Origin of the sequence: Reella acinonychis (genome assembly GCF_052384575.1) — a bacterium.
Taxonomy (GTDB): Bacteria; Pseudomonadota; Gammaproteobacteria; order Enterobacterales; family Pasteurellaceae; genus JBQSUQ01.
In genome coordinates, this window is sequence record NZ_JBQSUQ010000004.1 from 337,780 (window position 1) to 355,366 (window position 17,587).

Genomic DNA, 17,587 nt, shown 5'->3' on the forward strand with positions numbered 1-17,587 from the left:
AAAGCCATTCATTTGAATGGCTTTTCTTTTAACTCTCCAATCATTTCATTAATTGCATTACATAAACGATCTCTATCGTGACGATAAATCACATCGTCAGCATTTAATTTTCGAGCCAACACATTGATATGGGATAAATTTGCTTCCTGAGCCAGCTCTGGCGGTGTAATCACGCCATGAATAATAGGTTTACCAATTAGGCGATGAACCCAATCAATACGATCTTTAAGAGATAAGCGGGCGGCAGGGCTATGCTCAATTCCTAAATTATCAATAAAAATTATTTTTGCTGCGGTGATTTGTAGTGCATTGATAATTTCGGGTAAAAGAAGCGTTGGCATAATACTAGTAAGAAAACTGCCAGGACCTAATAAAATGACTTCTGCTTGTAAAATCGCATTGACAGCTTCGGCTGAAGCGGGAACCTGAGGTGATAAAAATAAAGATTGCGGTACTTCATTTAGGTTATCGATTGCCACTTCGCCAAGAATTTGCTCGCCAGAATGAAGCGTAGCACCTAAATGAACGGGCTGATCGGACATTGGCAATAAATAAGATTTAACGCGTAGGAAATTACGAATAAGATTAATGGCTTCAGTTGGGCGGATATGCATATCTTCTAAAGCTTTTAAGATTAAATTACCCAAATTATGTCCTGCGAGTTCGCCGGTACCGCCAAAACGATATTCAAAAACAGAAGAAGCAGTGGTTGGATTCGCGATAATTTGATTCAGGCAATTGCGTAAATCCCCCCAAGCAATGCCGCCATGAGCATCACGAATTCTGCCAGTTGAACCACCATTATCAGTAGTGGCAACAATGCCTGTTAATTTTTCTTTAAGGAAACTAAGTGATGACATTATGCGTCCCAATCCATGTCCTCCACCAATGGCGACAATATGTTGGAGCTGCTGTAAATGTGGGTGTTGCTGTTCTGTCATTCATTCGTCCTTCTGAAAAGTGCGGTGATAATTTACCATTTTTTACTCATTTCAAAAAACACTATTTTTTATTTAGATGGTTATATATTTTTTTATACAAAACTAAATCAAAAAAAGATGAGATTTATACCACAATCCAGTGAATTTCAGGCTTTTATATTGTACTTATAGTTTAACTCTTTTAGAATAAAACCAATTTTAGTACCGAGCTTGTGTGCCTAAGTTCTATGAGAATAGGGCAGCAATGCCAGCAATGAAATCTATTGCTCAGGGATATGTTGGAAACAATCTATCCTATTTATTTATAAAGGTATCTTATGCAAACTATTCCAATTCGACATTTGGACAATCGATTAGTCGATCCTTTTCAACGTGAATATTATTATTTGCGTTTATCTATTACAGATGTGTGCAATTTTCGTTGCAACTATTGTTTACCTAATGGTTATCAACCCAATCCAGAACGAGATAAATTTCTTTCTTTAGATGAAATCCGCCGCGTAGTGCAAGCTTTTGCTGCCATGGGAACGGAGAAAGTTCGGATTACGGGCGGAGAGCCGACGTTACGCAAAGATTTTATCGAAATTGTTGAAAATATCACCGCACTTAATCAAATTCGTAACATTGCGTTGACTACCAATGGCTATCGCATGGCTAAAGATGTGGATGCGTGGCAAAAAGCAGGTATTACTTCAATTAATGTCAGCGTTGATAGTCTTGACCCTCGCCAATTTTACAGTATTACTGGCGAAAATAAATTTCATGATGTAATGAAAGGTATCGATCGTGCTTTTGAAATTGGTTATAAAAAAATCAAAGTCAATTCAGTATTGATGAAAGATTTAAACCATCATGAATTTGATCAGTTTTTAGCTTGGGTAAAAGACCGACCTATCCAAATGCGATTTATTGAATTAATGCAAACGGGTGAAATGAACCATTTCTTTGAAAAATATCATCTTTCTGGGCAAATTCTGGCAGATAAATTAATTAAACAAGGTTGGCAATTATTGCCAAAAGCGCGTTCTGATGGGCCAGCAAAAGTCTTTGCTCATCCTGATTATCAAGGTGAAATTGGTTTGATCATGCCTTATGAAAAGAATTTCTGTGCAAGCTGTAACAGATTACGGGTTTCCGCCAAAGGCAAATTACACCTTTGTTTATTTGGTGAAGAGGGCATTGATTTGCGTGATTTGTTACAAAATGATCAACAGCAACCTCTTTTGCAAGCAAAAATTTTCTCTGCGTTACAGGGTAAGCGTGAACACCATTTCTTGCACCAGGGTGATAGCGGTATTCGAACAAATTTAGCCACCATTGGCGGATAAAAGGAAAATTATGACAGAATTTACACATATTAATCATAATGGCGAAGCCAATATGGTGGATGTTTCAGGAAAACAAGATACGGTGAGAGAAGCGCGTGCAGAAGTTTATGTGACAATGTCACCAGAAACATTAGCGTTGATTATGTCGGGCAATCATCACAAAGGAGATGTATTTGCCACCGCTCGTATTGCAGGAATTCAAGCAGCAAAACGTACTTGGGAACTTATCCCATTATGCCATCCTTTGTTATTATCCAAAGTCGAGGTAAATTTAACCGCACTTCCTGAAAGTAATCAGGTGAGAATTGAAAGTCTGTGCAAATTAACGGGCAAAACTGGGGTAGAAATGGAAGCTTTAACTGCCGCAAGCGTAGCCGCATTGACTATTTACGATATGTGTAAAGCGGTACAGAAAGATATGATTATTTCTGGCTTACGTTTGTTGGAAAAGTGCGGTGGAAAATCAGGAAATTTTATTGCTAAATAACGCAGCGAAATAAGAGACGAAATCATGTTGAATATATTATTTTTTGCCCAAACAAGAGAGTTGATTGGCGTAGAGAAAATGACGCTAGAAGCGGATTTCCAAACCGCAGATCAAGTACGTGCGCATTTAGCACAGCAAGGCGATAAATGGGCATTGGCATTGCAAAAAGACAAATTATTGGTCGCAATTAATCAAACCCTATTACCTCTTGAAAGCGCGGTGAAATCTGGCGATGAAATTGCCTTTTTCCCACCTGTAACGGGAGGCTAAATGCAAGATATTCAAATTTGTGTGCAACAAGCACCTTTTGATCAAAATAAAATCTATCATTGGCTTTCTGAACAACATTCTGTTGGTGCGACCACCATTTTTGTGGGTAAAGTGCGAGATTTAAATTTGGGCGATACGGTGTCCAGTTTATTTTTAGAACATTATCCTGCCATGACAGAAAAAGCCCTCACCGAAATTGTGATGGAAGCCAAACAACGCTGGGATATCCAACGAGTTGCCGTTATCCATCGTATTGGTTTATTGCAAACGGGTGATGAAATCGTATTAGTGGGCGTCAGTTCTGCACATCGAGGCGATGCCTATGCTGCCAATGAATTTATTATGGATTATCTTAAAACCAAGGCGCCATTTTGGAAAAAAGAGCAAACCAACCATGGCGAACGCTGGATAGAAGGTCGTGAAAGCGATCAACAAGCCGCACAAAAATGGTAAAAGAAAGGCTAGGTATTTCCTAGCCTTATTCATAACCATGTCATTTTTCCCATTCAAACTCCAATAATATTGCCAGTTTTGTCTATGGCTTTAGCAGCGTTTTGGATAAAACTTCACAAAAATACACCGCACTTTTACTTAAAACACAGTATAATAGCCCGACGAAATATAGAATAAGAGAACAGTATGAAATTTATATCTTTTAATATCAATGGATTAAGAGCAAGACCTCATCAGTTAGAAGCGATTATTGAAAAATACCAACCTGATGTATTAGGTCTGCAAGAAATTAAAGTTGCCGATGAGCAATTTCCTTATGAATTAGTGGAGCATTTGGGTTATCACATTTATCATCATGGGCAAAAAGGGCATTATGGTGTGGCATTGTTATGCAAACAAGAGCCTGTAGCGATTCGTAAAGGTTTTCCTACCGATGATGCAGATGCGCAAAAACGCATTATTATGGCGGATTTAGAAACAAAGTTTGGTTTATTGACGGTGATTAATGGTTATTTTCCGCAAGGAGAAGCGCGTAACCATGAAACGAAATTTCCAGCTAAGCAAAAATTCTATGCAGATTTACAACAATATTTAGAACAAGACCATACAAAAGAAAATCCTATTCTCATTATGGGTGATATGAACATTAGTCCAACAGACTTAGATATTGGTATTGGCGAAGAAAACCGCAAACGTTGGTTGCGTACTGGCAAATGTTCCTTCTTGCCAGAAGAACGTGAATGGTATCAACGTTTGTATGATTATGGTCTAGCAGATACTTTCCGCCATTTAAATCCTACAGTAAATGATCAATTTTCGTGGTTCGATTATCGCTCAAAAGGCTTTGATGATAACCGCGGTTTACGCATTGATCATATTTTGGCAAATCAACATTTGCTTGAGCGTTGTGTTAACACAGGGATTGCATTGGATATTCGCGCGATGGATAAGCCGTCTGATCACGCACCAATTTGGGCTGAATTTAAATAAAATAGGGATATTATGGATCTACAACGAGATATCAATGAAGCGTGGAAATCGTACCGTACTTGGTTAAATGAGAAGCCTGCGATTGTTTCCGTTAATATGCGATTAATAGAGAAATTAATGGACAAGCAGCCGGATGAATATGTGCAAATTGCTTACGTTTATCGCAATTATGAAGCGGATGAAAAAGGTTTGCCCGAAGACGATTGTTGTAGTGATGTGTTTAGCCACCTTATGAAAACCATTGCTCAAATGCAAGCGTTACCAAATGTGTTGTACGCAGGACATGTGCTATCGGGCGGACGTAGTCAAATTTTCCTCTATTTCAATGATAAAGCTGATTTTTTAGAAGCATTAGAACAAGTAGAGTATGATGAATTGGTTATTCAACAAGATACAAATTGGGATACCTATTTTGAATTTTTGATGCCAAGTCCATTGGAAGAAAAATTCAGCCAAACGGAAGAAACCTTAAGTATTTTATCTCGTGAAGGTATTGATTTATCTGCGACTCACACAATTGAACACCGTTTCCATTTTGTCGAAAAAGAAGATATTGAACGTTTTGTGGAAAAATGTGCTTTATCGGAAGTACGTTTCGATACCTTAAAATATACGGAAGATCCAGTTCAAATTTTTGATGACATAGTAGAAATGGAAAATGTCTATTTGGTCAAAGTTCAGCAAGAAATGGCATTTAATTCAAAGGAAATTTTTAGTGTTGTTGAATTTTTTGAACAAATGGCAGAGGAGTTTTCAGCACAATACTTAGGCTGGGAATTTGATTATTCGGCGCATAAAGGCAAATACTTGAATTAAGATGGGCGAGGAAACTCGCCCAAAACTTTTCTTTTTTTCACCGCGCTTTTACGGTCTTTTTGATTGTAAAATGGTTGCTCTGTCTTCATTCCATTCTAATTCAGCGATAGTGGCAGGTAAAAATGACACATTATTTTTACCGCATAATTCTAAAATAATGTCACTGACTAGGGGTAAATGCGAAATAAGTAAAAGCTGTTTTACCCCTTCCGCGCGTAATACATTTAAATAAGATGCAACGACTTCTGCGCTGCCATATGGCGTAATGCCATCCCAAGTTTCCATTTTATGCGTTAATTGTTGTTCAAAAACCTGATTGACCAGAGCAAAGGTTTGTTGTGCACGAACAAAAGGGCTCACCAATACCTTATCAAAGGAAAGTGCGGTGTTTTTTAACCAAATTCCTTGCGAATGACTGGATTGTTGTCCAAATTGCGTTAACGGGCGTTCAGCATCTGATTTTGCAAAGATTTCCGATTCGCCATGACGCATAATAAAAATTTTCATAAAAACCTCAGGAAAATACTCGTCGTCAAATATTAATCGTAACTTTATATAAAAGTCAAAAAGAAATTTTATGTAGTTTTTCTAGCTTTAAATAGGGTTTAGGCATATAATGTGCGACAGTTTTCTGACCAGAAAGTAGGCGATAAGCTTTGGTTAGATTGAGTAAAATGATTTAAATTGATGGCAAAAAATAACGGAGAGCGTAATGTCAAGAAAATTAAGAAGAACGAAAATTGTATGTACAATGGGGCCTAGCACAGATAAAGGAAATAATTTAGAAAAAATCATTGCAGCGGGTGCTAATGTTGTACGTATGAACTTTTCTCATGGTACGCCAGATGATCATATCGGTCGTGCAGCAAGAGTACGTGAAATTGCAAAAAGATTAGGTAAACAAGTTGCAATTTTAGGTGACTTACAAGGTCCGAAAATTCGTGTATCTACTTTTAAAGAAGGCAAAATTTTCTTGAATGTTGGCGATAAATTCGTTTTAGATGCAGAATTACCAAAAGGCGAAGGTCATCAAGAAGCTGTTGGTTTAGACTATAAATCATTGCCACAAGATGTGGTTCCTGGCGATATTTTATTATTAGATGATGGACGTGTTCAATTAAAAGTCTTATCCACTGAAGGTGCAAAAGTATTCACTGAAGTAACTGTTGGTGGTCCTTTATCTAATAACAAAGGGATTAACAAATTAGGCGGTGGCTTATCTGCTGATGCCTTAACTGAAAAAGATAAAGCAGATATCATTACTGCAGCTCGCATTGGTGTGGAATATTTAGCGGTGTCTTTCCCTCGTTCAAGTGCAGATTTAAACTATGCCCGTCAATTAGCAAAAGAAGCAGGTTTAGATGCGAAAATCGTTGCGAAAGTAGAGCGTGCGGAAACGGTTGTTGATCAAGCTGCAATGGATGACATTATTTTAGCGTCTGACGTTATCATGGTTGCACGTGGTGACTTAGGGGTTGAAATCGGTGATCCTGAATTAGTTGGTGTTCAAAAGAAATTAATTCGTCGTTCTCGTCAGTTAAACCGCGTTGTGATTACCGCAACTCAAATGATGGAATCGATGATCAGCAATCCAATGCCAACTCGTGCGGAAGTTATGGATGTTGCAAACGCAGTATTAGATGGTACGGATGCAGTAATGCTTTCAGCCGAAACAGCTGCAGGTCAATATCCATCAGAAACAGTTGCTGCAATGGCAAAAGTGTGTTTAGGTGCTGAGAAAATGCCAAGCATTAACGTTTCTCGTCATCGTGTAGATGGTGAATTCACCACAATTGAAGAATCTGTTGCGTTCTCAGCAATGTATGCAGCGAACCATATGAAAGGCGTTGCAGCAATTATTGCGATGACAGCTTCTGGTCGTACAGCAAGATTAATGTCTCGTATTAGTTCTGGGTTACCAATCTTTGCGTTATCTAAAAATGAAAAAACATTAAATCTTTGTGCATTATACCGCGGTGTAACACCAATTCATTTTGATAATGAAACCCGCTCAGCAGAAGGTGCTCGTATTGCAGTACAAATGTTGAAAGAAAAAGGTTTCTTAGTTTCTGGTGATTTAGTTTTATTAACTCAAGGCGATGCGTTGAGTAATGGTGGTACTAATACTTGCCGCACATTAATTGTTGAGTAATAAATAAGATAGACGTAAAAAACGGTGAGAAATTCACCGTTTTTTTATAGGTATATATTTTATCTATCCGTTGATCCTACCAGTAAATTTCAGTAAAACTTGGAAATTAAAGCAAGATTTATGCTATAATAGTCGCCCCTTATATTGAGGGTACTGAATTTTAATCACCATTATATTCTATTTTAGTCGTCGGAGGACTAGATGAGTAGCGCTGCAAACAAACGTTCAATAATGACTCTTTTTTCTGATAAATCAGATATTTACTGCCATCAGGTTCGTATAGTTTTGGCAGAAAAAGGTGTAGCGTATGAAACAGAGCAGGTGGATCCTCAAATGGTCTCTGAAGATTTAATGGAATTAAATCCTTATGGTACTGTACCGACTTTAGTTGATCGTGATTTAGTGCTATTTAATTCTCGCATTATTATGGAATACCTTGATGAGCGTTTTCCTCATCCACCATTAATGCCAGTTTATCCAGTAGCTCGTGGTAAAAGTCGTCTTTTAATGATGAGAATTGAGCAAGACTGGTACCCAACCTTATTAAAAGCTGAAAAAACTGAAGGCGCAGATCGAGATAACGCATTAAAGCAATTAAAAGAAGAAATGCTTGCTATTGCACCTATTTTTAATCAATTCCCGTATTTTATGAGTGAAGAATTTAGTTTAGTGGATTGCTATATCGCACCATTATTATGGCGTATGCAAGAACTAGGCGTGAAATTTACTGGTACAGGAAGCAAAGCGTTAAAAGCCTATATGGATCGTGTATTTGATCGTGATTCATTCCAACAATCTGTTGGCAGATTAACACCTAAAAATTTAATGGATGATAAATAATGGCAATGGAATATAAATCGTCCCCGAAACGACCTTATTTATTACAAGCCTATTACGATTGGTTGATTGATAATAGCTTTACACCTTATTTAGTTGTCGATGCAGATTATCCTGGTGTTTTAGTTCCACAAGAATATGTAAAAGACGGTCAAATCGTATTAAATATTTCGCCAGGTGCTGTGGGCGGTTTTTCTTTAGGCAAACAAGCTGTTGAATTTAATGCGCGCTTTCAAGGCATCCCTCGTAATATTTACATTCCAATGGGCGCAGCTCTCGCTATTTATGCTCGTGAAAACGGCGATGGGGTGATGTTTGAACCTGAAGCGGCTTATGATGAAATGAATTTAGTACCAACAGAGCAGCCAATTGGCTTTACCGATGTTGTGGATAAACCGAAAAAAACATCAGCTTCATCGACAAAGAAAAACACGATAGCCTCAGTATCTCATTTGAAAATTATTAAATAGTGTATAAAAAGTAAAAATCCACCTGCATAGAAGGTGGATTTTTACTTATTAAAATTAGGAGTATTTATGTTTGATTCTACATTTTCAAAAATTCTTGCTGGGTTTTGTTTATTAGATAATGAATCAACAAATAAATGTTATGAGAGATTGGAAGAGCAAGAACAAAGAGAAACTAAACGTCTATTAGCTCAAGCAGAAAAAGATTTACAAGAACTGAAAGCAATGGTTACTAATTTTGAAAATAATAAAGTTAATAGGTTAAGCGAATTATCACAAAAAGAAAAAGAGATTAAATCAAAAGAAAAACCAAATAAAAATATCTTTTTTTGGAGCAATTTCATCAATAAACTCAAATAAAAAGCTGTGTCTTTACCTCAATTTTCTCATCTATACTTTCTTACATTGAGCTATAAAATTACTTCATAGTTGTATAGCTTGCCTACTTAATTTGAAATAATCAGAATAGTTATAATGTTGGCTTATGCTATCTCTTACACTATGCGCTATCCACTTCTTTATTTGTGAGCTGTTTAGTTATACGTGCCATTTTTTAGTTATACGATATGTAAAAATAAGAAAATCCCGAAAAGCCTTGATATGCAAGGGTTTTCAATGGTTTTAGTTATACGGTTTTTTGCTATATGCTAACAGTATAACTAAACGTATAACTAAAATCATCAGTTTTTATTAGTTTATATCAGTCAGGATTAGGCAATAAAAAAGCCTTGAAGTGTTGATTTTCAAGGCTTTATCGGTCTATTTTAGTCTGTATTGTTTAACGATTTGGTGGAGCTGGCGGGAGTTGAACCCGCGTCCGAAATTACTCTACCTTCAGCACTACACGTTTAGTCTGGTCTTTAATTTCGTAAATTGACTGCGGACAGACACGCCATCAATAAACTAGCTTTATTCAATTTAGTGCTTCGATCCTAAAGCGGCGGCTTCAACACGATCTCGTTTGGGTTTGACTCCGCTTGATCCCCGTCTTACGAGCGGAAGCTGGGGAGCGAAGGCTATGAGCAGGTTATTAAGCTGCTAAAGCGAATTGTTCGTCGTTTGCGACTATTGTTTTGCGGTTTATTTACGAGGCCTACCGCACCTCGACGTGCACCTTGGGCTTCGCCAATCCCGTCGAATCCAGAATCAGCCCCAAAAAGTGCGGTTAGTTTAGCAGAGATTTTGATAAAACTAAAGAAAAATGCACCGCACTTTTATTTCATGCTTATTGATTACACAATGATTTTATTGATTAAATCGGAATGGAAGAAAAGAATACCAATAAAATCGGTGGGGCAATATTGGTCACAAAACCGAAACTAATGGCTAGTGGCACCACTTCTAATCCGCCTGCACGTTGAATAATGGGTAGCGTACAATCTAACGCTGTTGCGCCCGCAATACCAACGGCAGTGGAACGGTATTTAAAGATAAAGAAGGGAATAATAAATAGACTTAGAATTTCACGCGATAAATCGTTGAAAAAAGCAATGCTACCAAATTCCGGTCCCCAAGCATTATTGATTACCACACTTGATAAAGAATACCAACCTAAGCCAGATGAAATAGCCAATCCTTGCGTTATTGGAAGTTTCAAGAACAATGCGGATAACATGCCACCAATTAATGAAGTTATGATCATGATCAAGCCGGTGTAAATACCTCGTTTATTGAAAATTACTTCGCGTAGAGCAATGCCATTATTGCGTAATTGAATACCAATAAAAAAGATGAGCGTGATTAATACATAGGTGCTAGTACCAAAAGGTAACGTGATGGCATTTTGGCTAAAGAAACCGACAATAAAACCAATAAAGACCATTGAGCAAAGTTTTAGGCTATCGATCAATAATTTCCAACGCGGTGGCATATTGGTTGATAACTGTTTCAATGGTGCTGGGTTTAATTTATCGAAGGTGAGTAAACCTGCCATATTACATAATGTGATAATGGCACTAAACACAAAGGCTGAAAAACCAATGATTGGTAATTTGGTGGCGACGTCCTCTAATTGACCGAGAGAAATACCCATAATCAGCAAAATCATATACAACAAAAGCATCACGATTTTGTTGATAATTGCTAAAAATGTTTGATTTTTTGATTTAATCAAATATCCCAAAAACATTGGGATTAACACAATAAGTAAACCGTTTAACATTCTATTTCCCACCATTCATAAAGCAGTAAGTATAGCATTATTAAAAATAAGTTTTAAGATAATTTTACTGGTTGGTTATACAGTTTTGTGGTAAAGTGCGGTGAAAAAATAGAGTATTTTTAACCGCACTTTTATGGCGAAATTACGAAAAATTATTCATATTGATATGGATTGTTTCTACGCAGCAATTGAAATGCGAGAAAATCCAGCATTAAAAGATAAACCCATTGCTGTGGGTGGCTCAGCGCAGAATAGAGGTGTGCTAGCTACCTGTAATTATGCAGCGAGGGCTTTTGGCTTGCATAGCGCCATGCCGACAGCACAAGCATTAAAACATTGTCCTCATTTGGTGCTATTACCTGTCAGAATGGCGTTGTATAAACAAGTTTCTCAACAAATTCATCAGATTTTTCGTCGTTATACCGATATTATTGAGCCATTGTCTTTAGATGAAGCCTATTTAGATGTAACGGATTGCCAAAAATGTTCAGGCTCAGCCACTTGGATTGCAGAAGAAATTCGGCAAGCGATTTTTAATGAACTGCAATTGACGGCTTCTGCTGGTGTCGCGCCGTTAAAATTTCTAGCTAAAATTGCCTCAGATCAAAATAAACCTAATGGATTGTTTGTGATAGAACCGGAACAAGTGAATGAGTTTATTGCACATTTACCATTAAAGAAAATTCCCGGCGTGGGAAAAGTAACCAATGAACAGCTTGCCAATTTAGGTTTGATCACTTGTGCCGATGTGCAAAAACAAGAACTCGTCACCTTGTTACATCACTTTGGCAAAATGGGAAAACGTATTTGGGATTTCAGCCATGGCATTGATTTGAGGGAAGTGCAAGTTCATCGTGAACGTAAATCTATCGGTGTTGAGGTGACATTGTCACAGAATATTTTGCGTATTGAACAATCAAGAGAAATCATGGAGCAGCTATACGTTGAATTGGAACAGCGTATGTTAAAAGTGAAGCCGGATATTGCGTTAAGTTCGTATTCTAAAATGGGCATAAAGCTAAAATTTGATGATTTTCAAATCACCAGTTTAGAAAAAAGTGCGGTTAAATTTGAGCAACAAACTTTCCACCAATTATTACAACAAGCTTGGCAACGTAGTCAGGGTAGAACAATAAGATTAATTGGTCTTTATGTAAATATTCCAACACAACTACAAAGCAAACAAATGTGTTTGTGGTAAAATGTTCAAAAATTTTAACGAAAGGAATAAATGATGCAACAAAATGAAGAAACCCATAAATTAGAAGATATTATTGCGATTTTTGAGCAATGTTTTTTTGAAGAATATAACACGAAATTAGTGAAAGGCGGGGATGAGCCTGTGTATATTCCCGCAAATGAAAACGTGCCTTATCATGCAATTTATTTTGCGCGTGGTTATTATAGTAGCGCGTTACATGAAATTGCGCATTGGTTGGTTGCTGGTAAACAGCGTCGATTATTAGAAGATTTTGGTTATTGGTATGAACCTGATGGGCGTTCAACTGAGCGTCAACGTGATTTTGAACAGGTTGAAGTAAAACCGCAAGCGATTGAATGGATTTTAGCTACTGCAGCGAATTTCCGCTATTTTGCGAGCGCAGATAACTTAAATGGTAATCCTGGCGATACTTTACCGTTTAAACAAGCGGTTTATGATCAAGTAAAACTGTATGCGGAAAAAGGGTTGCCTAAACGAGCTGAAACGTTACGCAAAGCATTGGCCCACTTTTATCATACAGAAGATTGTATTGATTTAGCTAAATTTGATATTAGTCGTATTTAACGACTAATTGGCGGAGGCAATGGCTCTGGCGAGCCTAAAAAGTGCGGTTCTTTTTCGGTCAATAATTCCCATACCATTAAGAATCGCGCTAACATTTCACGCAAACGGACTAAAGTATAAATATCGGGGTTGTCCGCAGCAAAACAAATGGCGTTAATATTGTGATAATTTGCAATAAACAGCGCCCGTTCACAATGAAAACGTTGCGAAATAATCAACATAGGTTCCGCTTTAAACACTTCTTTCGCGCGAATAATACTATCAAGCGTTCTGAAACCTGCATAATCAGGAAATAAAAACTGTTCTTCAATGCCCATCTTAATTAAATCTTTTCTCATGGTGCGAGGTTCATTGTATTGCAATGTGCGGTTATCACCACTGAGCAGAATATAATCAATTTTTTTTGCATCAAATAAGGCTTTGGTGCTTTCAATACGGTGATTATAAAATTGATTAGGGGTATTTTTTGCAACGTATTTGGCGGTGCCGAGTAAAACGGCATAGGGGCGATAAGGTGTGTTGTCTATTTGATCATAAATTTGCGATTTGACGCTATAACCAACAAATTGATCCACAGCAAATAAACTGATTATGCCTAAGCTTATCAACGCACTGGCACTATAAATAAGTCTTTTTGTGAAGGATTTATAAGGGATGTTTATCATTGGGTTACAGCAATAGGTGTAATCTATCCATGTTCAGAATATAAGTACCATAAAGAAAAGTGCGGTGAAATTCAAGCGAATTTTCCAAAATAAATTTTAGCCATCTAAACGTCTAAAATTTCTTGACAACTTAGGTACACGAAGGTAGTTTATAACTATTCAACTATAGGAACGCTTTCGTTAATGGAATAGTAATGGCTGTAAAAAAAATCATTTTATTTGCGCAACAACCTTTAAATCTTGCTTTAGGTGGTGAACTTAAACATATTGAAGTTGCTTATCAAACTTACGGTACGTTAAACGCAGATAAAAGTAATGCGATTTTATTATGTCATGCATTAACGGGAGATGCAGAACCTTATTTTGCTGAAGGCGGATCGGGTTGGTGGCAACACTTTATGGGAGAAGGGTTGGTTTTTGATACCAGCAAATACTTTTTTATTTGTTCCAATGTGTTAGGCGGTTGTAAAGGCACAACGGGGCCATCTTCAATCAATCCCGACAGCCAAAAACCTTACGGCAGTCAATTCCCACATATTGTTGTACAGGATATCGTTCAAGTACAAAAAGCACTCATTGATTATTTGCAAATTCCTCATTTACATGCTGTTGTTGGCGGATCATTTGGTGGTATGCAAGCTACACAATGGGCAATTAATTATCCTGATTTTATGGACAATGTGATTAATCTTTGTTCTTCTTTAACCTTTAGTGCTGAAGCTATTGGTTTTAATCATGTGATGCGTCAGGCGGTGATTAACGATCCTAATTTTAATAATGGCGACTATTATGACGGCGAGCCACCTCACAAAGGACTGGCAATAGCTAGAATGTTAGGTATGTTGACCTATCGGACGGATATTCAGTTAGCCAAAGCATTTGGGCGCGCGATGAAATCAGAAGGGCAATTCTGGGGGGATTTGTTCCAAGTCGAAAGCTATTTGAGTTATCAAGGCAAGAAGTTTTTAGATCGTTTTGATGCCAATAGCTATTTGCATTTATTACGAGCTTTAGATTTGTATGATCCTGCATTGGGGTTTGATAATATGCAACAGGCACTTTCTCGCATTAAAGCGCGTTATACCTTAGTTGCAGTCGCCAATGATCAATTATTTAAACTGGTTGATTTACACAAAAGTCGTCATTTATTAGAACAAAGCCAAGTGAATTTACAATATTTTGAATTTGAATCCGATTATGGCCATGACGCTTTTTTAGTGGATTATGACATATTTGAAGGGAAAATTCGGGCAGGATTAAATTAATCCTGCTCGACAACAGATTAGCAAGGTAACTTGATTTCTCGAATTGCCATATTCAGCCCATCGATCATTAATAAACGACCGCACAAATTCTTGCCAATATTTAACCGCACTTTTATGGCCTCTAAAGCTTGAATAGAACCTACAATGCCGACAATAGGAGAGAGCACACCAGCCTCAACACAGGTTAACGCGTTCTCGCCAAATAATTGGCTTAAATTGCGATAAGTTGGGGATTTCGGTTCATAAGTGAACACCGATATTAAACCTTCCATTCGAATTGCTGCGCCTGAAATCAGTGGAATTTTGGCTTGTTGGCAACAACGATCTAGCTGATTTCGCGTATCCACGTTATCAGTACAGTCTAAGATCACATCAAAGTGCGGTATAATTTCAGCGAGTTTTTCTTCGCCGAGTAAACCGTTAATGGTCTCAATTTGAACGTGAGGATTTAATTGTTGCAACGCGATTTTGGCAGATTCCACTTTTGGCATATCTAAGCGACTATCATTATGCAAGACTTGGCGCTGTAAATTCGATAATGAAACAGTATCGAAATCTAATAAAGTTAAATGGCCCACGCCTGCAGTGGCTAAATATTGGCTCGCTGCACAACCTAAACCACCTAAACCAACAATTAACATTCGACTGTCTTTTAATTTTTCTTGCCCGTCAAAGTCCACCGATTTGAGAATAATTTGGCGGTTATAACGTAATTCTTCTTGATAACTTAATTCAGCCATATTAACTCAACAAATAATTAAAGGGTTCAATGGTCACATTTTCACCAATTGCAACATTACCGCGTTCTTGTTCCAAACGAATAAAACAATTGCTTTTCACAAAAGAGCTAAATAAATGAGAACCTTGGAAACCCACTGGCTCAACTTCAATTTGACCTTGTTCATTCACTTGATAAAAGCCACGTTGGAAATCTAGGCGCCCAACTGCTTTTTTCATCGGTTTTTTAGCAATAGCGGGCAATGTTTGAGGAGGAACATAATTTGCACCTGATAATTTTGCAATAACAGGTTGCACTAATTGATAAAAAGTGACCAAAGCAGAAACCGGATTTCCTGGTAAACCACAGAACCACGCTTGAGGCAATTTACCAAAGGCAAAAGGTTTGCCCGGTTTAATTGCTAATTTCCAGAAATTAATTTCGCCCACATTTTCTAAAACTGTTTTGGTAAAATCAGCTTCACCCACAGAAACACCACCACTAGTAATAACTAAATCAGCTTGTTCTTGTGCTTGCATAAATGCTTGCTCAAATTGTGCTGGATTATCAGGTAAAATGCCAAAATCCAATACATCGCAACTTAATTTTTCTAACATTAAGCGTACAGCAAAGCGGTTAGTATCATAAATTTGTCCTGATTTTAATGGTTGCCCAACAGGAACTAATTCATCGCCAGTTGATAAGATAGCCACTTTCAGACGAGGATATACTGCCACGTTTTCAATACCCAAAGAGGCTAGGAGTGGCAAAGAAACTGCGGTGAGTTTTTCGCCTTTTTTCAACACAACATCACCCTGAGACACATCTTCGCCAATGCGACGAATATTTTTCCCTAATTTAGGCATTGATGAAAAGGTTACAGTGCCGTCATCATTTAAGGTAACTTCTTCTTGCATAACAACTGCATCCGTCCCTTCGGGAATCATTGCACCTGTCATAATTCTCACCACACTTTGTTCTTGCCATTCAGCAGAAAAAGGATTGCCAGCAAAGGATTTTCCCGCAATTTCTAATTTCATGGATTGTTGTAAATCCGCTAAACGAACTGCATAACCATCCATTGCGGAATTATCAAAAGAAGGCACGTTAATTGGAGAAATAATATCTTCAGCACAGATGAAATTAACTGCTTGATGAATAGGTAATTGAAATGTTGTATTTGGACTTGGAAGAGTAGTTAATATTTTATCAAGAGCTTGATCTAACGTTAGCATAATGAAATCCTTCTCAGTTTCAATTTTGTTCTTTATTTTATACTAAAACTTTTCATACTGCCTAACGAATATTCTCATTTTATTCTTGTAAGAATGTTTGCTAGAATAGCCGATTATTTTGTATGGGAGTTACAAATGGGCAATATTTCAGTAGAAGCAGCTAAAGTGCGTAATGCTTTAGTTGAAAAGGGGATTGAAACCCCAATGATTGATATTAATTTAACGCAAACCAAAGATGAACGTCGCACTCAAATTGAAAGCAAAATGCGCGAAGTGCTAGCGTTAATTGGTTTAGATTTAAAAGATGATAGCATTGAAGAAACACCTCATCGTTTAGCTAAAATGTTCGTTGATGAGATTTTTAGCGGTTTAGATTATGCAAATTTTCCTAAAATCACCAATATAGAAAATCGTATGAAAGTCAGCGAAATGGTGTTAGTGAATGATGTAACATTAACCAGCACCTGTGAACACCATTTTGTGACTATTGATGGCACCGTTTCTGTTGCATATTATCCCAAAAAATGGGTAATCGGTTTATCTAAGATTAATCGAGTAGTAGCGTTTTTTGCTCAACGTCCGCAAGTGCAAGAACGTTTAACTGAACAAATTTTATTAGCATTTCAAACAATCCTTGAAACTGAAGATGTCGCAGTTTATGTAAAAGCAACGCATTTTTGTGTGAAATGTCGTGGGATTAAAGATAGTAATAGTTACACCGTCACCTCAGCATTTGGTGGTGTATTCCTTGATGACAGAGAAACTCGCAAAGAATTCTTAACACTGATCAATAAGTAAAAGTGCGGTCAAATCTAGCTACTTTTTATAAATAAACATCTAAAAATGGGCGTAATATTAACGCTCATTTTTATTATCTAAATTTATTCACATCATCAGATTTCATTGAAATATATAAGAACAATTCATTGCTTTTTAAATATCTTATAACACAGCTACAAACATATTAAAGCCAATCTTAATATATTTATATGATCGGTCGCTTAAAATTATCCAAC

20 protein-coding genes, 1 other RNA gene and 1 riboswitch are annotated in these 17,587 nt (G+C 37.2%); of the genes, 14 read left to right on the top strand and 7 right to left on the bottom strand.

All coding sequences use genetic code 11. From position 1 onward, the window contains the following. Positions 1–8: 8 nt before the first annotated feature. Positions 9–941: a gluconeogenesis factor YvcK family protein gene (locus tag ACT2CV_RS02985; protein ID WP_464972506.1), complete on the bottom strand. Its 933-nt coding sequence runs from the start codon at positions 939–941 to the stop codon at positions 9–11. Between the two features lie 190 nt (positions 942–1,131). Then, positions 1,132–1,270: riboswitch (molybdenum cofactor riboswitch) on the top strand. Here ACT2CV_RS02985 and moaA point away from each other — a divergent pair. The 6 genes from moaA (at position 1,259) to ACT2CV_RS03015 (ending at position 5,285) form a co-directional block, all read left to right on the top strand. Further along, entirely contained in the window at positions 1,259–2,269 is a 1,011-nt protein-coding gene (moaA, locus tag ACT2CV_RS02990) for a GTP 3',8-cyclase MoaA (protein WP_464972505.1), read from the top strand. It overlaps the preceding riboswitch by 12 nt. A gap of 10 nt (positions 2,270–2,279) precedes the next feature. Beyond that, positions 2,280–2,756, top strand: a complete 477-nt coding sequence (gene moaC / locus ACT2CV_RS02995) for a cyclic pyranopterin monophosphate synthase MoaC (protein ID WP_464972504.1) — start codon at positions 2,280–2,282, stop codon at positions 2,754–2,756. A 24-nt stretch (positions 2,757–2,780) separates the two neighbouring features. Further along, the gene (gene moaD / locus ACT2CV_RS03000; protein WP_464972503.1) at positions 2,781–3,026 is read left to right on the top strand and encodes a molybdopterin synthase sulfur carrier subunit; all 246 of its coding nucleotides are present in this window, start codon (positions 2,781–2,783) and stop codon (positions 3,024–3,026) included. After that, the gene (moaE, locus tag ACT2CV_RS03005; protein WP_464972502.1) at positions 3,027–3,479 is read left to right on the top strand and encodes a molybdopterin synthase catalytic subunit MoaE; all 453 of its coding nucleotides are present in this window, start codon (positions 3,027–3,029) and stop codon (positions 3,477–3,479) included. 186 nt (positions 3,480–3,665) lie between these two features. Next, positions 3,666–4,469 (top strand): exodeoxyribonuclease III, encoded by an 804-nt coding sequence (xthA, locus tag ACT2CV_RS03010; protein ID WP_464972501.1) that lies wholly within the window; start codon positions 3,666–3,668, stop codon positions 4,467–4,469. 12 nt (positions 4,470–4,481) lie between these two features. Beyond that, on the top strand, positions 4,482–5,285 hold the full coding sequence (locus tag ACT2CV_RS03015) for a TIGR01619 family protein (protein WP_464972500.1): 804 nt from the start codon (positions 4,482–4,484) through the stop codon (positions 5,283–5,285). A 48-nt stretch (positions 5,286–5,333) separates the two neighbouring features. On the opposite strand, the gene sixA is transcribed toward ACT2CV_RS03015, so the two are convergent. After that, on the bottom strand, positions 5,334–5,792 hold the full coding sequence (gene sixA, locus ACT2CV_RS03020; RefSeq protein WP_464972499.1) for a phosphohistidine phosphatase SixA: 459 nt from the start codon (positions 5,790–5,792) through the stop codon (positions 5,334–5,336). 205 nt (positions 5,793–5,997) lie between these two features. Here sixA and pyk point away from each other — a divergent pair, with 205 nt between their 5' ends. The 4 genes from pyk (at position 5,998) to ACT2CV_RS03040 (ending at position 9,101) form a co-directional block, all read left to right on the top strand. Next, positions 5,998–7,437, top strand: a complete 1,440-nt coding sequence (gene pyk, locus ACT2CV_RS03025; RefSeq protein WP_464972498.1) for a pyruvate kinase — start codon at positions 5,998–6,000, stop codon at positions 7,435–7,437. Between the two features lie 201 nt (positions 7,438–7,638). Next, entirely contained in the window at positions 7,639–8,277 is a 639-nt protein-coding gene (gene sspA, locus ACT2CV_RS03030; RefSeq protein WP_464972497.1) for a stringent starvation protein SspA, read from the top strand. A 5-nt stretch (positions 8,278–8,282) separates the two neighbouring features. Further along, positions 8,283–8,744 carry a ClpXP protease specificity-enhancing factor gene (locus ACT2CV_RS03035; protein ID WP_464974010.1) on the top strand — a complete coding sequence of 154 codons (462 nt, stop codon included), beginning with the start codon at positions 8,283–8,285 and terminating at the stop codon, positions 8,742–8,744. Positions 8,745–8,810: 66 nt separating this feature from the next. Beyond that, positions 8,811–9,101 (top strand): hypothetical protein, encoded by a 291-nt coding sequence (locus tag ACT2CV_RS03040; protein ID WP_464972496.1) that lies wholly within the window; start codon positions 8,811–8,813, stop codon positions 9,099–9,101. Between the two features lie 427 nt (positions 9,102–9,528). Here ACT2CV_RS03040 and ssrA read toward each other — a convergent pair. Then, positions 9,529–9,895, bottom strand: a transfer-messenger RNA (tmRNA) gene (gene ssrA, locus ACT2CV_RS03045). Between the two features lie 98 nt (positions 9,896–9,993). After that, positions 9,994–10,902, bottom strand: coding sequence for a LysO family transporter (locus ACT2CV_RS03050; protein ID WP_464972495.1), 909 nt, complete (start codon positions 10,900–10,902; stop codon positions 9,994–9,996). A gap of 133 nt (positions 10,903–11,035) precedes the next feature. Between ACT2CV_RS03050 and dinB the strand changes: the two genes are divergently transcribed. Further along, positions 11,036–12,103, top strand: coding sequence for a DNA polymerase IV (gene dinB, locus ACT2CV_RS03055; RefSeq protein ID WP_464972494.1), 1,068 nt, complete (start codon positions 11,036–11,038; stop codon positions 12,101–12,103). A 33-nt stretch (positions 12,104–12,136) separates the two neighbouring features. Then, the gene (locus ACT2CV_RS03060; protein WP_464974009.1) at positions 12,137–12,688 is read left to right on the top strand and encodes an elongation factor P hydroxylase; all 552 of its coding nucleotides are present in this window, start codon (positions 12,137–12,139) and stop codon (positions 12,686–12,688) included. On the opposite strand, the gene ACT2CV_RS03065 is transcribed toward ACT2CV_RS03060, so the two are convergent. Then, positions 12,685–13,353, bottom strand: coding sequence for a SanA/YdcF family protein (locus ACT2CV_RS03065; RefSeq protein WP_464972493.1), 669 nt, complete (start codon positions 13,351–13,353; stop codon positions 12,685–12,687). The genes ACT2CV_RS03060 and ACT2CV_RS03065 overlap by 4 nt on opposite strands. A gap of 194 nt (positions 13,354–13,547) precedes the next feature. Here ACT2CV_RS03065 and metX point away from each other — a divergent pair, with 194 nt between their 5' ends. After that, a complete protein-coding gene (gene metX, locus ACT2CV_RS03070) occupies positions 13,548–14,618 on the top strand; it encodes a homoserine O-acetyltransferase MetX (protein WP_464972492.1) in 1,071 nt (356 codons plus the stop codon). A gap of 17 nt (positions 14,619–14,635) precedes the next feature. On the opposite strand, the gene moeB is transcribed toward metX, so the two are convergent. Both moeB and moeA read right to left on the bottom strand, forming a co-directional pair. Beyond that, complete coding sequence (gene moeB, locus ACT2CV_RS03075; RefSeq protein ID WP_464972491.1) at positions 14,636–15,358, bottom strand: molybdopterin-synthase adenylyltransferase MoeB; 723 nt, start codon at positions 15,356–15,358, stop codon at positions 14,636–14,638. Position 15,359: 1 nt separating this feature from the next. After that, positions 15,360–16,571, bottom strand: a complete 1,212-nt coding sequence (gene moeA / locus ACT2CV_RS03080) for a molybdopterin molybdotransferase MoeA (protein ID WP_464972490.1) — start codon at positions 16,569–16,571, stop codon at positions 15,360–15,362. A gap of 135 nt (positions 16,572–16,706) precedes the next feature. Between moeA and folE the strand changes: the two genes are divergently transcribed. Continuing rightward, the gene (gene folE / locus ACT2CV_RS03085; RefSeq protein ID WP_464972489.1) at positions 16,707–17,369 is read left to right on the top strand and encodes a GTP cyclohydrolase I FolE; all 663 of its coding nucleotides are present in this window, start codon (positions 16,707–16,709) and stop codon (positions 17,367–17,369) included. Positions 17,370–17,587 lie beyond the last annotated feature (218 nt).

Bases quoted from the DNA above. Each gene is read 5' to 3' on its own strand.
- ACT2CV_RS02985 (WP_464972506.1), bottom strand. From the start codon at position 941: ATGACAGAACAGCAACACCCACATTTACAGCAGCTCCAACATATTGTC.
- moaA (WP_464972505.1), top strand. From the start codon at position 1,259: ATGCAAACTATTCCAATTCGACATTTGGACAATCGATTAGTCGATCCT.
- moaC (WP_464972504.1), top strand. From the start codon at position 2,280: ATGACAGAATTTACACATATTAATCATAATGGCGAAGCCAATATGGTG.
- moaD (WP_464972503.1), top strand. From the start codon at position 2,781: ATGTTGAATATATTATTTTTTGCCCAAACAAGAGAGTTGATTGGCGTA.
- moaE (WP_464972502.1), top strand. From the start codon at position 3,027: ATGCAAGATATTCAAATTTGTGTGCAACAAGCACCTTTTGATCAAAAT.
- xthA (WP_464972501.1), top strand. From the start codon at position 3,666: ATGAAATTTATATCTTTTAATATCAATGGATTAAGAGCAAGACCTCAT.
- ACT2CV_RS03015 (WP_464972500.1), top strand. From the start codon at position 4,482: ATGGATCTACAACGAGATATCAATGAAGCGTGGAAATCGTACCGTACT.
- sixA (WP_464972499.1), bottom strand. From the start codon at position 5,792: ATGAAAATTTTTATTATGCGTCATGGCGAATCGGAAATCTTTGCAAAA.
- pyk (WP_464972498.1), top strand. From the start codon at position 5,998: ATGTCAAGAAAATTAAGAAGAACGAAAATTGTATGTACAATGGGGCCT.
- sspA (WP_464972497.1), top strand. From the start codon at position 7,639: ATGAGTAGCGCTGCAAACAAACGTTCAATAATGACTCTTTTTTCTGAT.
- ACT2CV_RS03035 (WP_464974010.1), top strand. From the start codon at position 8,283: ATGGAATATAAATCGTCCCCGAAACGACCTTATTTATTACAAGCCTAT.
- ACT2CV_RS03040 (WP_464972496.1), top strand. From the start codon at position 8,811: ATGTTTGATTCTACATTTTCAAAAATTCTTGCTGGGTTTTGTTTATTA.
- ACT2CV_RS03050 (WP_464972495.1), bottom strand. From the start codon at position 10,902: ATGTTAAACGGTTTACTTATTGTGTTAATCCCAATGTTTTTGGGATAT.
- dinB (WP_464972494.1), top strand. From the start codon at position 11,036: ATGGCGAAATTACGAAAAATTATTCATATTGATATGGATTGTTTCTAC.
- ACT2CV_RS03060 (WP_464974009.1), top strand. From the start codon at position 12,137: ATGCAACAAAATGAAGAAACCCATAAATTAGAAGATATTATTGCGATT.
- ACT2CV_RS03065 (WP_464972493.1), bottom strand. From the start codon at position 13,353: ATGATAAACATCCCTTATAAATCCTTCACAAAAAGACTTATTTATAGT.
- metX (WP_464972492.1), top strand. From the start codon at position 13,548: ATGGCTGTAAAAAAAATCATTTTATTTGCGCAACAACCTTTAAATCTT.
- moeB (WP_464972491.1), bottom strand. From the start codon at position 15,358: ATGGCTGAATTAAGTTATCAAGAAGAATTACGTTATAACCGCCAAATT.
- moeA (WP_464972490.1), bottom strand. From the start codon at position 16,571: ATGCTAACGTTAGATCAAGCTCTTGATAAAATATTAACTACTCTTCCA.
- folE (WP_464972489.1), top strand. From the start codon at position 16,707: ATGGGCAATATTTCAGTAGAAGCAGCTAAAGTGCGTAATGCTTTAGTT.